This is a genomic window from Bacteroides thetaiotaomicron VPI-5482, from assembly GCF_000011065.1.
GTDB lineage: Bacteria > Bacteroidota > Bacteroidia > Bacteroidales > Bacteroidaceae > Bacteroides > Bacteroides thetaiotaomicron.
Genome location: NC_004663.1, coordinates 2,204,197 through 2,222,039 on the forward strand (window position 1 = coordinate 2,204,197; position 17,843 = coordinate 2,222,039).

General features: G+C 45.7%; 6 protein-coding genes. 1 reads left to right on the top strand and 5 read right to left on the bottom strand.

The genetic code is table 11. The annotated features are described in order from the left end of the window. Positions 1–7: 7 nt before the first annotated feature. Together BT_RS08990 and BT_RS08995 are read right to left on the bottom strand one after the other, a co-directional pair. The gene (locus BT_RS08990; protein WP_008767769.1) at positions 8–3,313 is read right to left on the bottom strand and encodes a SusC/RagA family TonB-linked outer membrane protein; all 3,306 of its coding nucleotides are present in this window, start codon (positions 3,311–3,313) and stop codon (positions 8–10) included. A gap of 36 nt (positions 3,314–3,349) precedes the next feature. Next, positions 3,350–5,086 (bottom strand): DUF5010 domain-containing protein, encoded by a 1,737-nt coding sequence (locus tag BT_RS08995; RefSeq protein WP_008767768.1) that lies wholly within the window; start codon positions 5,084–5,086, stop codon positions 3,350–3,352. A gap of 797 nt (positions 5,087–5,883) precedes the next feature. On the opposite strand from BT_RS08995, the gene BT_RS09000 reads away from it, so the two are divergent. Beyond that, positions 5,884–9,579, top strand: a complete 3,696-nt coding sequence (locus BT_RS09000; RefSeq protein WP_008767767.1) for a beta-galactosidase — start codon at positions 5,884–5,886, stop codon at positions 9,577–9,579. Positions 9,580–10,211: 632 nt separating this feature from the next. Here the strand turns inward: BT_RS09000 and BT_RS09005 are convergent. The 3 genes from BT_RS09005 to BT_RS09015 form a co-directional block, all read right to left on the bottom strand. Beyond that, positions 10,212–13,271 carry a glycoside hydrolase family 95 protein gene (locus BT_RS09005; protein WP_011107971.1) on the bottom strand — a complete coding sequence of 1,020 codons (3,060 nt, stop codon included), beginning with the start codon at positions 13,269–13,271 and terminating at the stop codon, positions 10,212–10,214. 214 nt (positions 13,272–13,485) lie between these two features. Further along, positions 13,486–16,047, bottom strand: a complete 2,562-nt coding sequence (locus tag BT_RS09010) for a glycoside hydrolase family 3 C-terminal domain-containing protein (RefSeq protein WP_011107972.1) — start codon at positions 16,045–16,047, stop codon at positions 13,486–13,488. Between the two features lie 50 nt (positions 16,048–16,097). Continuing rightward, the gene (locus tag BT_RS09015; protein ID WP_008767764.1) at positions 16,098–17,816 is read right to left on the bottom strand and encodes a sialate O-acetylesterase; all 1,719 of its coding nucleotides are present in this window, start codon (positions 17,814–17,816) and stop codon (positions 16,098–16,100) included. Between the last annotated feature and the right edge of the window lie 27 nt (positions 17,817–17,843).

Below are 17,843 nucleotides of genomic sequence, written 5' to 3' on the forward strand. Positions count from 1 at the left end.
TACGAATTTAAAAAGAAACTTTAATATCAAATCCATAGGTTGCGGAAGGCAGGTTGAAACCACGTTCGAAACCTTGTGCATTTCCTGTTGTACTCGTTGCCTGCGGATCAAGCCCGTGCGGTGTATTGGCAAACAAGGTAGCAATGTTTCGTCCGACAGCCGCCACACGGAATGTCTGGAACGGAGTCTTTCTCAGCCATTTTTTCGGTAAATCGTAGCTGACAGTGATTTCACGCAACTTCACATAAGAAGCATCGTAGATGAAACGGGAAATATCACGAGAGGTATAGTGCATCCAATAGCGTTCGGGGGTACAATAACCCAATACTTGTTGTCCTGCCAGCCCTTCTACGTCTTCGTCATAACGGCAATTAGGAAGAACTACCCCTTTAGGACGTCCCCAGTCAGGATAAATCTGCCCGTTTGCGGTCGGTGTGTTGGCGTTCTGAGGACGCATGAAGCCATATCGTTCTTCGTCCGACTCACCCAAAATCTTTCTGGAGAAGAAATCCGCGTCACGACCTTCCAATGACTTGACGGATTGTCCGTCTACAGAACTCTGGATGGATGTCTGTGAGAAGAACTTACCACCCTTCTGGAAGTCGAACATAACAGAGAAGGAGAAATTACCCAAACGGAACACGTTGTTCCAGCCACCTCGCCAGTCAGCCTGTACACAACCTAAATATTCATAGTCCTGTCCTTCTTTCGGCGACCCGTCGAGCTGACAAAGGATGTATCCTTCGGCATCGCGTTTAAATGTCTTCGCATAGATAGCACCGTAGGGCTTGCCTACTTCCGCATAAGACTTCACGTTGTACACACCGCTACCAATCTGTATCTTGTCGATACCTTCGGGCAATGATTCTACCATGGAATTGTTCTTTGACCAGTTGAAAATGGTTTTCCACTCGAAGTTCTTCACCTTCACCGGCACACCGCTCACGGAGATTTCCCAACCCTTGTTGGAGATTTTACCGGAGTTGATGATTACACGCTGGTAATTGGATAAATAAGAAAGTTCCGACTCGACAATCTGATCACGAGTGTATTTGTCATAGTAAGTAACATCTGCTGTCAGGCGTCCGTCCAGCAAACGAACTTCCGCACCGATTTCTTTTGAGATGGTTGTTTCCGGTTTCAAGTTCGGATTCTTGCGTACGGCGTCACCCTGGAACCACGCCATGTCATTACGGAACAATCCTCCGTAACTGTAACTGTTAATCAAACGGTCGAAACCAGCATCGTTACCCACGCGGGCAATAGATCCGCGCAACTTGGCGAATGAGAATGTCTTGCTCTTCAGCTTGGGGAAGATTTCCGTCAACACGGCACTGGCACTACCGGAGGCATAGAAGTAAGAATTGTTAGCTTTCGGCAAAGAACTTGACCAGTCGTTACGGAAAGTTCCGTCTACAAACAAACCATGATATCCCAAAGACAACATACCGAATACGGACTGTTTCTCTTTCGCATTCACACTTTCCGTTCCACTCAATATAGAGGCATTGTTGGACAATGACTTCACATCCGGAGCTGCCAGTTGAGAAACCTGATTCCAGAGTTTATACCAGTCATTCTTTTGCATAGAAGTACCCAAGTTAGCACTGAGGCTGACCTTCTTGATATTGCGGTTATAAGAAATAACTCCTTCATAATTGTAGTTGTTGGAGGCTTCACGGAAAGTTTCGTACTGTCCGTCGATATCCCACATGGTATAATAATTGTCAAACTTCCAACCGTTCTTGTTTGCCTTTTCTACACTGGCACGCAAACGGATATTCATTCCCTGAATCGGTTTGATATTAAGAGTCAGGTTACCACGGAAGTTATTACGGCCGTCACCATTGCTGATTTCGTTCAGCAGCCAGTAAGGATTGTAGAATCCGTTACCACGCGTGAAGGCTTCACCTGTCTCGCGCTTCCACGGCAGTAATTCCTCCATAACGACGTCACGCGGCATATTCATGATGGCACGCATCGGGTTACGGTTACTGTCACCTTTATAATCACGGTTATCGGCTGTTTCCAGCTGATAGTTAACGGAGATTTCACTGGACAGCCATTTAGCCAGATCCATATTCACACGCAGGTCAAATGTGTGACGCTTCATGTTATCAAAGTTCTTCAGCATTCCGTCGTAGTCGATACCCGTATAGTTGAAACGGATACCTGCTCCATTGAACACCTTATTGACCGAAACACTATGAGTCATGGCTACACCCATTTCGTACATATCCGTGATACCATCCTTATTAGGTACATAAGAACGTATCTGATTATTACGTCCCACCAGATCAAAGCCTAACATCGGCAGCCCCCATGAGCGTTGGTTCGGATTCGCCCAGTTAAATACAAAAATACCATAAGGCAGGCTGGGGTCATAAGCATAACCGTTCTTTGAGTTGGAACCATAATAGTTGAATCCGTCACCCACACCGACAGCCGGAAGGCTGGCCGAACCATAAACATTCTGATAGGCAGGAAATTCACGCAAGAAAGTAAACTGCATATTGTAGCCATAAGAAACACCGAGTCCGGATTTCTTGGTAGCTTTACGGGTAGTGATCAGAATAACGCCATTGGCAGCATCAGATCCATACAAGGCAGCCGCATTGGCACCTTTCAAAACTTCGATTGATTCAATATCGTCCGGGCTGATAGCAGAAGCAGGATTACCATAGTCCAAGTCTCCATCTTCTCCCATCGGGTTCATGATGGGCACACCGTCAATTACGTACAACGGCTGGTTATTTCCGGTCAGGGAGTTGTTACCACGAATCTCCACACGGGTAGAAGACAACGGACCGCCATTCGAAATAAAATTAACGCCCGAAACTTTACCGCTCAGACTATTCAATAAGTTCGGGTCACGTGTATCCAGCAGAGATTCCGTGTCAATGGACTGACGGGCATATCCCAACGATTTGGATTCACGACTGATGCCCAATGCCGTAACCACGACATCGTTCAGTTCTTTGACATCCTCACTTAGAACGATGCGCAGCAGATCATTGTTTTTCAAGGTAGCCAGTCTGATAGTCTTTACAGCATAGCCTATGAATCTTACATTCAGAATAGCATCTTTCGGCACATTGTTCAAGGTAAATTGTCCCTCCATATTTGTCGCAGTAGCTAAGTTTTGGTTTCCAACCACCGTAATATTAGCACCTGGAAGCGGATCACCAAACTCGTCAACAACGACTCCAGTGACCTTTCGGTTTTGCGCCGAAAGTGAAAGTGCGAAGAACGTGAGCAATACCATCAGGCACGTCCCTATCCTCCAGCTTCTTTTCAGATAAAGTTTCTCCATATTAGCTTAAGTTTATAATTAATAAATTTGTTCTTTTCATTTTTCTACAGTGATGGTGAAGTAGTTCAAATCAGGTTTGCCCGCCACAATGTTCAGCACTGTACGGCGCCAGCCATTCACATCGCTCTTCATGGTGAAAGCGTCGACAGTAACCCATTCGCCTCCGGTTGCATGAAGTTCTACGACAGGCCCTTGTCTTCTTTTCGTGCCTTCGCCAAAGTCAAAACGGATTTTAGCATCTTCTTTGGCAGCATAACATACCTTGACTGTGATATCTCCGGCAGCATAAGGCAGTTCTTTCCATTCCATCCACTCACCCGCCTCTGTGCTGGTGACATACCATTCGGTGTTCTTATCCGGAGCCACACCGGCTATTTTGGCAACATCCAGACTTCCGGTACGGTATTGATTACCGCTATTCTTAGCAGATACATCGAAGAAGTAATCGCAGGCCTCCATTTCTACACGGAATGATTCGGCCCATGCCCGGCTGCTACTGTATTTACGGAGAATGTTCAGACGCTGGTTGGGGAAGTCATAGTAAATGTTGTCGGTACTTCTCCAATAAGCGGCATTCTCGGCCATATCGGTAAAACCTTCCAGGAAGACCAGATCAGCATTCTTCGCAACCATATCGTCCAAAGCATCCGTCAAACGTTTGCCGTGATCTGCATCAAAAAACATACGGGTACCCGATTTATCATTGGTATAGAAAGCCGGAACAGCCACACCTACAGTTTTTCCATTGAAGGTACGTACCGTCCAGGAACTACGGGTGGGAGCCTGCTCAGAGGCAATAAACCAATCGTTCAGTGATTCTACGACTGATTCGTCCACCTCTTTATCACGGTCCTGAAAGGCTCTGTCGGCACAAATAAAGAGATCTTCGCCATAAGCAGACTTGAAGTCAGCATGAATCTTGTTCAGAATGGCCTTTAATTTGCCTTTACAGTCAATTTTCTTGTTGCCCAATGCAGCATAGTCTACATTAAGGAAACCGTTGATGCTCCACAAAAACAGGACAGGTTTGCCGTCTATGCGAAGAAGATACTTGTTATTGGCTTTATTCTCGCCATAAAAGTTATCGAAGGCCAGTTTTATATTGTAATCCCATATATACTTATATATATCGTCCAAATTGTCCAGCGGATACATCACCTCTTCATCGGTCAGTCCCTTGTTTTGCTGAGTTTCCGCACTAATGAATGTAGCATAGGTCTGATACAAGTCAAAATTGCGGGCAGCCGCCCAGGAAGCCGGACAGTCATCGAAGATGGCGATCTTCAGATTTTCTTCATTCCGACGCTGTAAAGCAGCAACGAAGTCTTTGATACGGGTAGGATCGCCATGATCTCTGTCATAAGCAGGATCAGTGTCCGCCTTCGGCAAGCGTCCGCGGCAATTGGGAGCTACATAATCCAAACCACTATACACCATCTCTTCTACCAAGTTATCCCACCACTCTGTTTCCGTAGCACCAAAAGACTTCACTTCGAAAAGCGGCTTATTATAAAAGGTAGTAGAACTAGTCCCGCCACTGGCAGCATCTTCTCCATTGCGGAGATTCTTCTGATAGCTGAACAGCGCCCCCATCAAAAAACTATGTTCGGGAATATTACTCTCTACCGCAGGAGCAGGAAGTATGAACGTCCCTTCTGTCGGTATAACCGGGTCCGGATTAGTATCAGGAACAATAGTATTGTCCTCATCAGAACAGCTAACAATCATGGAAGCTAATACAAGCCCCATCGTGATTTTCAAATAATTTTTCACGGTCTCTTTTTTATATTATACATTTGCTATTTGTTACACCTCGAAAACACCCTTTTTATCTATTATTTAAGAAAGCGTCGACTGAACAAACTTAATATTTAAGGTTATTTTTGAGTTCTGATGCAAAGTAACAAGAGCCTGCTTAAGATTTTTTATAAAATACGATTAAACTCTGATTAATTTCTAATTAATTTTAAAACTAATACTATCTTCTTATAATTTTTCGCAATCTTAGGTATTAATTTCAGGAAAAGGGGGAAGTTTTATATCCTGTAGTATGCTGTCCACACCCTATTTCTTTATCTAAATGAGTATTCACTTCCTGCAAAAAGAAGAATATTTCAAGTAGAAAGGCTAAAAAGGTAAATAAGGCAAATACTATACAAACATAACACAAATTAGGAGATATCCAATTAGTGACTTATCCGATTATATAAGATGTGGATTTTTAGTATTACAATGGCGTTATTCCTGATAGATTTTCAAAGCGCTCCCCATGATATAAGCTTTAAGTTGTACTATTCCCTATTTCTCATATAATATAAGTTTCCTATATAATAAGGAATAACAGGAATATTTATAACTACAGCTAACTTTTATCCCCTCTTCAGCATACTTATTTGCATAAATTCTACATTTAAGGGATATTTAATAATCAATTAAGCGAAAATTAAGCTCTCACTTAACTATCTGTCTCTATATTTGCCACATCATTTTTCGTGATCAACCCGTGAATTACAGTCTTTGCCAAATCATAAACTTAAATACAATGAACTTTAAAACTACAAAATCATATCATGAAACAAATTAGCAAAGTATTTTTAGCTTGCGCCTGTAGCCTGTCCGGTCTGACAACGCAAGCCCAAGATCAAACCGTATGGAGCAATGATTTCTCCAATGCCTCCCAACCACTGAATATGGTGGGACGTGGTGTCTGTCGGGTGAACGACGGAGTATTTCATTCGCGCAGCGCTTATGCCCTTTTCGGCAATCCTGAGTGGAAAGATTATACCCTGTCCTTCAAGGCACGTGCCCCGAAAGACGCCGAACAGGTACAGATATGGGCAGGCTTCCGTACACATAACCGTTTTGACCGTTATGTGGTAGGTATCAAAGGCGGGTTGCAAGACGATCTCTACTTGATGCGTACCGGATATATGGGTACAGACGAATTCATGGGAGTCCGTCCGCTGGGCTTTCACCCCGTGCCGGGAGAGTGGTACAAAGTGAAAGTGGAAGTATGCGGTAACCGTATCCGGGTTTTTGTAAACGACGAAAAGCTTCCTCACATTGATTTGGAGGACAAAAACAGCAACCTGGCTCCTACCGGTGAAGTAGCACTGGGAGGCGGATGGATAGATACGGAATTTGATGACCTCACTGTCACCCCATTGGCAGAAGACGCTCTCAAAGATGTCAAGGTTCAGGAGTATCGTATGGCACTCACCACACAGGAAAAGGAAAAGATACGCCGCGAAGAGCGGGCGCAATACACCTCGGTCAAACTGGATAAACTAACTGCCGACCGCACCGAACTATCGCTGGACGGAAACTGGCTGTTCATGCCCGACTACCAACTGAACGATAAGACGAAGGCCATCTCCATGCAGACTAACGACAACGACTGGCATATAATGCCTGTTCCCGCTTTCTGGAACCCTATCCGTATCTGGCTGCATGGAGAAACCATGCCATCGCCCACCGGTCCGCAACATAAAGGGGTATCGGACACTTACTACCAACAAGAAACCGACCGATGCGAGAACTATACGTTCAACTACCGGAAAACCGGTGCTGCCTGGTATCGCCAATGGCTGGAACTGCCCGCCGACGTGAAGGGAAAACAGCTGACTCTTTCATTCGACGCCGTATCCAAAATGGCGGAAGTATATATTAATGGCGAATCGGCAGGTTCCAACATCGGTATGTTCGGTGATTTCCAAGTAGACGCCACCCGATTCCTGCGTCCGGGACGCAACCTGATCGCAGTAAAAGTGACACGTGACATCAACGGAAAAGCCGCACAAACCAGTGACGCCATGGAAAACTACTATTCGTCAGTACGCAAGGAAGTGGAGGATAACCAAAACGACCAACAGGCCAACAAAGCCGTATTGACAGACATCCCTCATGGATTCTATGGTGATAACCCTGCCGGTATATGGCAGCCCGTGAAACTCATTGTCAGCAACCCGCTGAAAGTAGAAGATATCTTTATCAAGCCGGCTCTGGACGGTGCATCAATAGATGTCACCATCAAAAATCATGCGCCCAAAAAGAAAAACTTCGATATCCGTGTAGATATTATAGACAAACAGACGGGGGAAACACTGTACGGTGCACCTGTACGTAGCAAACTCTCATTAGCGACAAGCGCACAAGAAACATTTACCTGTGATATCAAAGGACTGAAACCCAAACTTTGGGAACCTGCCACTCCTAATCTTTATGATTTTCGCGTGAGCCTGACGGAAGGAAAAAACAAAGTGACGGACTGCATCACCGTAACTTCGGGTTTCCGCACGTTTGAAAGCAAAGATGGATTCCTTTATCTGAACGGCCGCAAATATTGGCTGCGTGGAGGTAACCATATTCCTTTTGCGCTCTGTCCCAATGATTCGCTCCTTGCAGACAAGTTCATGAAGCTAATGAAAGAAGGGAATGTACAGTCTACCCGGACACATACCACCCCCTGGAACGAACTTTGGGTGTCGGCAGCAGACCGCAACGGTATCGCTATCAGCTTTGAGGGCACTTGGTCGTGGCTCATGATACACTCCACCCCGATACCGGACAAAGGCGTGCTCGATCTTTGGAGCAGTGAATGGCTGCGCGTGATGAAAAAGTACAGAAATCATCCTTCCATATTCTTCTGGACTGTGAACAATGAAATGAAGTTCTACGATCTGGATGCCGACACGGAACGTGCCAAGCAAAAATTCCGCATCGTATCCGATGTGGTGAAAGATATGAGAAAGACTGACCCTACACGTCCTGTATGTTTCGACTCCAACTATCTCCACAACAAAGCTAGCAAACGCTTTGGTGATGACTTTCTGAAAACAGTTGATGACGGAGATATTGATGACAACCATGCCTACTATAATTGGTATGACTATTCGGTATTCCGCTTCTTCAACGGAGAATTCCAGAAACAATTCAAGACTCCCGGACGCCCGTTGATCAGCCAGGAAATGAGTACGGGTTATCCGAATGCTGAAACCGGTCATCCGACCCGCTCTTATCAGCTGATTCATCAGAATCCCTATTCATTAATCGGATATGAAGCATATGACTGGGGGAATCCCGCCAGTTTCCTGAATACACAATCGTTCATCACAGGAGAGTTGGCCGAAACCCTCCGCCGTACCAACGAACAGGCTTCGGGTATCATGCACTTTGCCTATATGACTTGGTTCCGCCAATGCTATGATCACCGGAATATACAACCGTATCCCACTTATTACGCTATGCAACGTGCTATGCAGCCCGTACTTGTCAGTGCGGAACTGTGGGGACGCAATCTTTATGCAGGTGAGAAGTTACATACACGTATCTACGTAGTGAATGACAATGAAGAAGGACGTGACTTGAAGCCTATGTCACTGGCATGGAGCATTGTAGACGAAACCAATAAGGTACTGGCTTCCGGCACGGAACAATTTCCGGCAGTGGAATATTATGGTCGTAAATACATCGAACCGAACATCCATATGCCTTCCAATTTACCGGCAGACAAGGTTAATGTAAAACTGAAACTCACTCTCACCGAAAGCGGAGTCACTTTATCGCAGAATGAATACGGATTATTACTGGCACGCAAGGAATGGAATATCGGTCAAGTAACAGCCAGCAAGAAGATTCTTTTACTGGATAAGGATCATATGAAAGCTACCCTTGACTTCCTGAACATCGCCTGCCAGACAGTACCGTCTATCAAGGAACTACTGAATGCCAAGCAAAAAGCTAATCTCTGCATTATATCGGGCTTGAAAGAATGTACCGATGAAGAAGCAAGATTACTGCGTGAATATCAGTCAAAAGGCGGTCGGATTCTCTTCCTGAACAGCAAAGAGGCAGCACAAAAAGTCTATCCCGAATATATCACCGGATGGATTATTCCCACCGAGGGAGACATTGTGGTGATGGAACGGGATGATGCCCCTGTATTCGACGGAATCGGTGCATTGGAATTACGCTATTTCAATAACAACAAGCGTGAAATTCCACTAGCCTGCACCGCTACATTGAAAGCTGTCCGCCATGAGAATGTGAAGGAACTCGCCGCCCAAATGAAGATCCATGCTTATATCGACGGTGGTAAGCCGGAGGAACGTATCGCACGTATCGAATCTATGCGCGGACTGACGCTGCTACAGATAGCCGACAATAAAGGAAAGTCTCTCGTTTCAACCTTATGTACAGAGAAGGCAACCACTGATCCGATAGCAGGTAAACTGCTGGTAAACATGGTGAATGAATTATTGAAATAGGTATGTAATTGATATCATTGAGTGGAGTTTTTCCATTCTTCCTGCCCGTCTTCCCATTAGAGGAGACGGGCAGTTTTGTTTTTAATTATAATCGAAGTTATTAGCAAAGATGTTCTTACAACTGCAATCTCTGAGTTAATTCACAAAAGATAAGAAATAATAAAAACTTCCCAATTCAGTAGAATTCTTAGTGTCTTCATTGAGAACTGACTAAAAAGTCGGTAGTATCCACATTCTCCTCCTTCGGGAAGGAGGAGTGGTCGAAGACCGAGGTGGTAGGTAAAATGATGTGTATTCCTAATTTTATTGTAAATGAAATAGGAGTGCATTCACCTACCACCTCCCCCTACGGGTACTCCTCCTTCCCGAAGAGAGTTAAGATACTACCGACTTTTAGTCACCTCCATTGTAGATACTACCGCTTTTTCAGTCAACCTCAATGAAGATAGTTTCGACTTTTAATCAAACCAAAGAACAAGCCTTATCCAAACTATTCACATCTTTATTCTATTGAACATAGATTCAAACCAAAAGGCAACTGATTCATTGCGAATCAATTGCCTTTTGGTTTCAGTCGTTAATAGTTGTCCCTGGACAGACTACATTACCTCCTTATACACTTAGTTTTCTCTTTATAAAGAAGATACGTTTTTAATAATATACGTTTTACCCTTCACAGTAGCAAAAGAGATTTGATCATCAGCAAGTACCTTTACCTTTGCTCCAGAAACGTTCAGCTCCTTTGCATTCGGATATTTAATCACACATTCCGCACCGGAATTAGAAAGAATCTCTATAGCTGTTATCTTCCCGTCAGTCCATGCCGCATCTACTTCAAAGTTTCCTCTCGCTTTCATTCCTTTGAATGAGCCATTTTTCCATGCATCGGGCAAAGCGGGAAGCAATTCGATATATCCGCCCTGACTTTGCATCAGCATTTCTGCGATACCGGCCGTACAACCAAAGTTACCATCGATTTGGAAAGGCGGATGCGCATCAAACAAATTAGTATATACACCGCCTACATGGCTTCCGGGAACAGTCAGTTTCATGGCACTTCTCAACAGTTTATGAGAGCGGTTGCCGTCATGCAGACGTGCCCAGAAGTTCAGTTTCCATGCTTTGCTCCACCCGGTTCCTTCATCGCCGCGTGTATTCAGCGTCACTTTCATGGCATCTGCATATTTATCGTCCTGTTCGCTTCTTCCGATTACAATCTGCGAACCCGGATGCAACCAGAAAAGATGATTCGTATGCCTGTGTCCGCCATCTCCGGTAACATCCTTCGTCACTTCATCTTTCCATTCCATAAACTGCCCGCCCAAACCGATTTTCGGTCCGGAGAGTTTGCTCATAGCTGTTGCTATCTCTATGATTTCAGGGTCTTTGTCCCTTCCCAGTTCTTTGCTGGCTTTGATCATCATGTCGAACATTTCACAAATCATAGCCTGCGAAGTTGAACAGCCCAGTGAGAACTCACCATGTTCGGGAGAGTGGGACGGGTTTGCTACCAGTGTACCGTCGCGTTCGTCTGTCCAAAGATTGTCTACCCAGAAAAGAGCAGCATCGAGCATCGTATCATAATACTTTTTCAAGAAGTCTTTATCAAGGTTGAACTGATAATACTCCCAGATATCCTGACACATCCATATTGCCCCTGCCGGAAAATGATGGGGCGTGCTTTTCTTGGCAGGAGCCGTATTGTCCCAAATATTATTCTCATGATGCGTCACCCAGCCGCGAACATTGCCACCATCGGGTTTGCAATAATATTGTTGCGCTGTATACTTTCCACGAGGCACCAGACTTCGGACATACTCTACCATAGGCAGATGACACGGACTCAGATTGGTAGGCTGTGTCGGCCAATAATTCATCTGTATATTGATATTCGTATGGTAATCGGCATTCCACGGATTGGAAAGCCTTTCACCCCATACTCCCTGCAAGTTGGCGGGCAAAGAACCTTCTCGTGAAGAAGATATCAAAAGATAACGGCCAAACTGGAAATACAGCATTTCAAGATACTGGTTTTCCTGTTCCGAGTTGGTATTCTCGTCCATACCTTTCAGCAAACTGTCCGTAGGGGCAACAGGTGCCTCCGGCAAGTTACCGAGATTCAGTCGCATTCTGTCGTATAACGAATGATAGTCTTTCTGGTGGGTAGCCAACAGAGCCGTGTACTTCTTATCAGCTACTTTATGCAGCGTAGCCTGCACTTTTTCCAACGGATCTTCTTGAGAGAAATAATTGTAGGAGTCGTCCATGCACTGTACATAGTTTGTGGCGGCAGACATCAGAACGATTATTTCATCGGCATCCTCTACTTTCAGCTTCGTTCCGTCCACTACCGAAATCTTTCCTCCTTTATTCTTCACGACCAGTTGCTGCGCATATTTCAGTCCATTCTTCCAGGCATCCCCTACCCGCTTGTCTCCGCTGACCGGAGTCGGATACCCCGTCATGGTAATGGTATGACCGTCTGCCGTAATGGTTTTATCGGTATGCAGCGATTCAAGAGAAATGATGCGTGAAAGTTTTCCCTTCTTCGAATCTGAGGTGAGACGCATCACCATTACATTATCCGGATAACTCATAAAATATTCGCGCTTAAAGGTGATTCCATTCTCCTTATACATTACCGTATGAATCGCATTATCTATATCGAGCGTACGGGTATAGTCGGAATAAGGCAGTTCGGTAGAGGCATCTATCGAGAGTTCCGCCAATTGCGGTTTCTGTTTGTTATCGATTAATTCTGTGATTTCGAGTTTGAAGAAGGTGTATTTGTCCGTCTTCAAAGGAAAAGACAGGGTCTTATTGCGGCTCCCCTTTCCGTCCTTATCATCCCCCCAAAAAGTACCGGACTGCTGATCCAGCAAGTCGTATGATTTTCCGTCTGCCGAACCGTAGAGTTTCCATGATTTCGGATCTCTGCCCGGCATATCATTGGCGGAGGTCAGGCTATAGGAAACAGCCTTGGGAGCATGGGTATATGCCCACTTGATAACGCATGGCAGGCTTCCAAAGCTAGGGAACCGGTCGTTATCGGCAAACCATTTGCTGGTAGTGCTCTGATCGAAAAGGCTGCCTATCGACTGACTTTGATTCTTTGTATTGTCATAATTGGTCTGCACTGCTTCTTTTATCAAGACAGGGATACCCGGATTGACAGCCTCTACAATGATATTGCTCAATGTCTGGAAAGAACCGAAATGCTCCTTCGTTCCAGCCAGATTATCAATCAGATTCCGCAATTCTGTGCCGTCACCGTCTCCATCGTAGTTATGGGTAATCAGTTTTCCATTTTCATCTATATATGCAGAACGGTCTGCGGTAAAGTCGTTCATCTTCTGTTGCAACATCACCCGCGCTTTGTGGAGATAATCCTTGTTCACTTCCGGAGCTCTCAGATGTCCTCCATTGTAAGACGGATCTTCACCGGGGCCTCCCGACCACAAGGTATGTTCGTTTGTCTGGATGACATCTACGTAGACGTCACCAAAAATCATGGCTCCCATATAACCGTTACCGATAGGCAGAGCTTCACTTTCCCAGTTTTTGGCAGGCTTATTATAAGTTGCCTTCAAGGTCGGTTGATGAGGCTGTTCGGAGCAAGCCATCATCGTAGTTCCTGCCACAAAGCTAAGTAGAAATAATACATCTGCAAAACGCAAATACTTGTTTCTCATAATACTAAATTTTAAGAAGTAATGTCTTAAGATTGCCCCATACTGTGTCACGCTTGTGCCACCCTATTGGCACAACTGTGCCAAAGGCTTGGCATAACAGTGCCAGTGCGGTGGCACAACTGTGCCAATAGGGTGACACAGACTGTGCAATCAGAAGGCATTACCTCAGTGAATGTAATCTTAATCTTCTTTCTGGTTCAAATTTAAATAAAGTCTATAAATCAATGACTGTTTGCAGACGAATATCTTTGGAAGAAGCACCAACCATAACGTCAAATGCCCCTTTCGGTACTACAAACTGTCCTTTTTCTACATCCCAATAGCGAAGTTGCTCTTTGTCCAACTTAATCTCTACCCGACGGCTTTCTCCCGATTTCAAAGGAACACGACGGAATCCCTTCAATTCTTTCAAAGGAACAATTCCTCCGGTCTCCGGTATCCGCACATAAACCTGAGCAACCTCATCGCCATTTCTCTTACCGGTATTTTTTAACCGGAATGAAACGGTGACTTCACCGCCCCCGTCTTTTACTTGCAGATCGCTGTATGTAAAAGAAGAGTAACTCAGACCATAGCCGAACGGATAAAGGACATCTCCTTTGAAATATTTATAAGTACGCCCTTTGGTTATATCATAATCATCAAACGGAGGCAGTTCATCCAAAGACTTGTAGTAGGTGAGCGGCAGACGTCCGGCAGGATTATAATCACCGAACAATACTTCGGCAACGGCGGTTCCTCCCTGTTCACCCGGATACCAGGCATTCACAATGGCAGGAATATGCTCGTCCATCCAGTTAATAGCCAATGAACTGCCTGCTACCAAAACAACAATTATGTTGGGATTCACTTTATAGATTTCCTGCAGAAACTCTCTCTGATCCGCCGGAAGCTGAATATCATACCGGTCCTGTCCTTCACGCTCTATCGATTTATTGATACCCATCACAGCAACTACCGTTTCACATTCGCGAACCGCTTTCCCGGCTTCTCCGTACAAATCGAGACGAGTTGCCTTGCCTATCTGCGGAACTTTCCATTGCAACTTTGCAATGGCATAATCCCGGTTGTCATAATATTCCGCTTTCAACTGGTATTCTTTTCCCGCTTCGAGATAAATGGAAGCGGAATCCGTAGATACGGCATGTGCCTGCCATGCATCAATCAGCATCTGATTATTAATGCTCAGGCGGCAACCGTCATCGGATGTAAAGCTGAAAGTATAGCGACCGGAAACGGTCGGTTTCAACTTTCCCGTCCAACGGACAGACAACGGAGATTTAGGCAGGAACGGATCGGGAGCCTGATTGGCAGGTTCAAAGTTGATCCAACTCTCCTTACGCACTCTCGGGGTGCCTTCGAGGCGGGTATTGTCAAAATATTCAGCTTGCAGTCCTTCCGGGAAGTTCTCTCCCTGAATAAGTTCCAGCCCATCGGCAGCAGATTTCCAGGGAGCATAGACGACTTTCACCCGATCGCCTACCCTGTTTCTGATACCTTGTAGTATGGAAACCGGTTCTACTACCGGAGCGCCGCTGTAATCGCCAAACTCACATTTGCCGGCATTGATGCCGACTACTGCGATTGATTTCAGTTTGTCAGCATTCAGCGGAAGCCTATTTTTCTGATTCTTCAGTAAAACGACACATTGGCGGGCAGCGTCCAGAGCTATCTGCTGATGTTCTTTCGAACCGATCACTGACGGAGAGATTTTAGTATACGGATTTCGTTCCCCGCTATCAAAAAGTCCCAGTTTCATGCGGGCCGTCAGCACATGATAGGCGGCGGAGTCAATATCGGCATCCGATACCATATATTGTTTGTAAGCATTCAATAAGGGGCCGTCATACACATCGTCACCGCATTCAAGGTCGAGTCCCGCCTTGATGGATAAAGTGGCAGCCGCCTCCTTCGTCTTTACATATTTATGGGCATTGACCAGCAAGGCAGGTCCGCCACAATCGGAAACGACATATCCCTGAAATCCCCAGTCCTGACGCAACACCTTTTGCAGCAGCCACGGATTCAGCGTGCAGGGCACATCATTCAGCGCATTATAGGCGGACATGATGGAAGCGGCTTTTCCTTCCTTCACACACATTTCGAAAGCAGGAAAATAATATTCACGCAGTTGTTTCTCCGATATCTGCGGGTTGCAGACAAAGCGATTATGCTCTTCGTTGTTGGCGGCAAAATGCTTGGGAGTAGAAACGATTTTCAGGTAATGCGGATCATCTCCTTGCAGTCCGTTCACAAAGGCTGTTCCCATTATTCCACTCAGGAAAGGGTCTTCTCCATACGTTTCCGGTGTTCGTCCCCAACGCGGGTCGCGTGCCATGTTCACGGTAGGCGACCAGAAAGTCAGCACATCGCTGAATTGTTCTTTCTGTTCTCTTCCCTGATCCAGCTCGTTCCAACGGGCACGCGCCTCATCCGAGATCACTGTGGCTACCCTTTTCTGCAACTCCGGATTCCAGGTTGCTGCCAGTCCAATGGCTTGTGGAAATACGGTGAAACGTCCGGGACGTACTACTCCATGCAATGCTTCATTGCCATGATAGTATTTATCGATACCCAAACGGGGAATGCCGGGAGAAGTGGCACGAAGCAAACTGATCTTCTCTTCCACCGTCAAACGGGAAATCAAATCCATTACCCGTTCATGCACAGGCGCATTTTCATTCTTGTATAGCTCCTGTGCGTGAACGAATGAACAAGACAAGGCTGACAACACACCTGTCAACAAAATCTTTTTATACCTTTTCATCATGATCATTTTTCTACCTTATTTAATAACAAACATGGTAAGCCCCGTACTCTCCCCCATCATTTATCCCAGCTGTCCGTGCGGAAAGGAGATGCCGGCAAGCCTTTCTCGTTATACAGGTTACAACGGGGGCTATTGGAAAATCCGTAACGTACGGCAAGAGGTACAGCCACTTCACTGCTGGACACAATCACCTTATTTCCTTCAATCACCGCATCCGCCCATACAAACTTACGGTCCGCTCCTGCAATGCCGAAGCCTGTCAGCTTCGTCGGTTTCGGATGAGGCGGTTTTCCTGCCGGGATGTACGGAGAAGTTCCCATCACCAACTTTTTACCCTGATTAGTAAACTCCAGAATGATCTTATTTCCTTTCACAGACATCTTTTTATAAAGAGGTCCCATGCCGACAATTTTCTCTCCGTATGCCAGCTTTCGGGCAGCAAGAGCCAGCCGGTGTCCGACATCGTATTTATCTACCGGATGCAAATCGAAAGGATCTCCTACATCGATTGTCACAGCCATTGCCGTGTTGGGCAGATTCAAGGCCTTCAACTGTCCTTCCCGTACCCAGCGCCAGCCGTTTCCTTCGACAGACGGCTCGGGATCTACCGGTTCGAAATTGGGAAGCTGCACATATACGAAAGGAAAATCACCGATTCCCCATTTCTCTCTCCAATCCGTAATCATCCGGGAGAACAGGGTAGCATATTCTTTTCCAGAGCCGCCGGAGTTAAATTCTCCCTGATACCAGATGACTCCCTTTATACTCAAAGGGATTAAAGGAGAAATCATTGCGTTAAACAGATTGGACGGACCATTATTTCCCCCATTCGGTTTACGCGGATTGGGCGGACGGGGAACGCTGGGCTGTGGTTTGGGAGGAGCCGGCTTTCCAGCTGCTTGTGCTGCCTGCACAGCTATCGCCCATTCTTTTTGTGCCTGATTCCATTCTTTTCCTACCGTTTTATCCCATTCCCTTACCGCTTCATCAAATTCTTTCTGCTTCTGTGGATAAGTGGCGAGTATTTCCGGATTATCTTTCACATTCTTCTCATACGCAGCTACATAGTGAGCCAAAGCCGGTTCTTGTTTCAATCCGGAAAGACTGGTCCAGGCTTCTGCACGCGTACCTCCCCATGCAGACTGGATAACTCCCAACGGGCGTCCGTTTGCAGCACGCATATCACGTGCAAAGTAATAAGCTGTCGCCGAAAAGCCCTGTCCATTGATCTTAGCCAACATCTCCGGTGTACAAAGCACCCATCTGGCAGCCCGTTCGGGGTTAGATGTTCCCTGAGGAACTTCAATATCGGTCAATGGCTCTAACGACGTGTTCTTGGGAACAAAGAACAAACGCAGCAAAGGATCTTCCGAAGCGGATATATCGTCAGCATATTCTTTTCTTACCTTTATTCCCCATTCCATATTCGATTGTCCGGAAGCAACCCATACATCGCCTACCAACACATCCGAGTAGACAAGTTTGTTCTTACCGGCAATCGTCAGAGTCTGCCCTTCTTTCTTCGTTTTTATCGGTTTCAGGTTCACTCTCCATGTTCCGTCAGTGTCAGCAGTAGTTTTCACTTTCTGTCCGGCAAAGACTACCTCTACAGTTTCTCCGGCATCAGCCCATCCAAAGATGGCAATCTTTGTGTCTTGCTGCAACACCATGTGATCACCGAAGATCAGCGGCATCCGTACATCGGCTTTCATCTTTGTCAGCCCAAAGCTTACGGACAACAAGAATATCCATAATATGAAAAGAAGTCGTTTCATTGTATTAAAAGTTAGGGGAATAAATTA

Coding starts and splice junctions, on each gene's coding strand:
- BT_RS09010 (WP_011107972.1), bottom strand. CDS start 16,047: ATGATCATGATGAAAAGGTATAAAAAGATTTTGTTGACAGGTGTGTTG.
- BT_RS09015 (WP_008767764.1), bottom strand. CDS start 17,816: ATGAAACGACTTCTTTTCATATTATGGATATTCTTGTTGTCCGTAAGC.
- BT_RS08990 (WP_008767769.1), bottom strand. CDS start 3,313: ATGGAGAAACTTTATCTGAAAAGAAGCTGGAGGATAGGGACGTGCCTG.
- BT_RS09005 (WP_011107971.1), bottom strand. CDS start 13,271: ATGAGAAACAAGTATTTGCGTTTTGCAGATGTATTATTTCTACTTAGC.
- BT_RS09000 (WP_008767767.1), top strand. CDS start 5,884: ATGAAACAAATTAGCAAAGTATTTTTAGCTTGCGCCTGTAGCCTGTCC.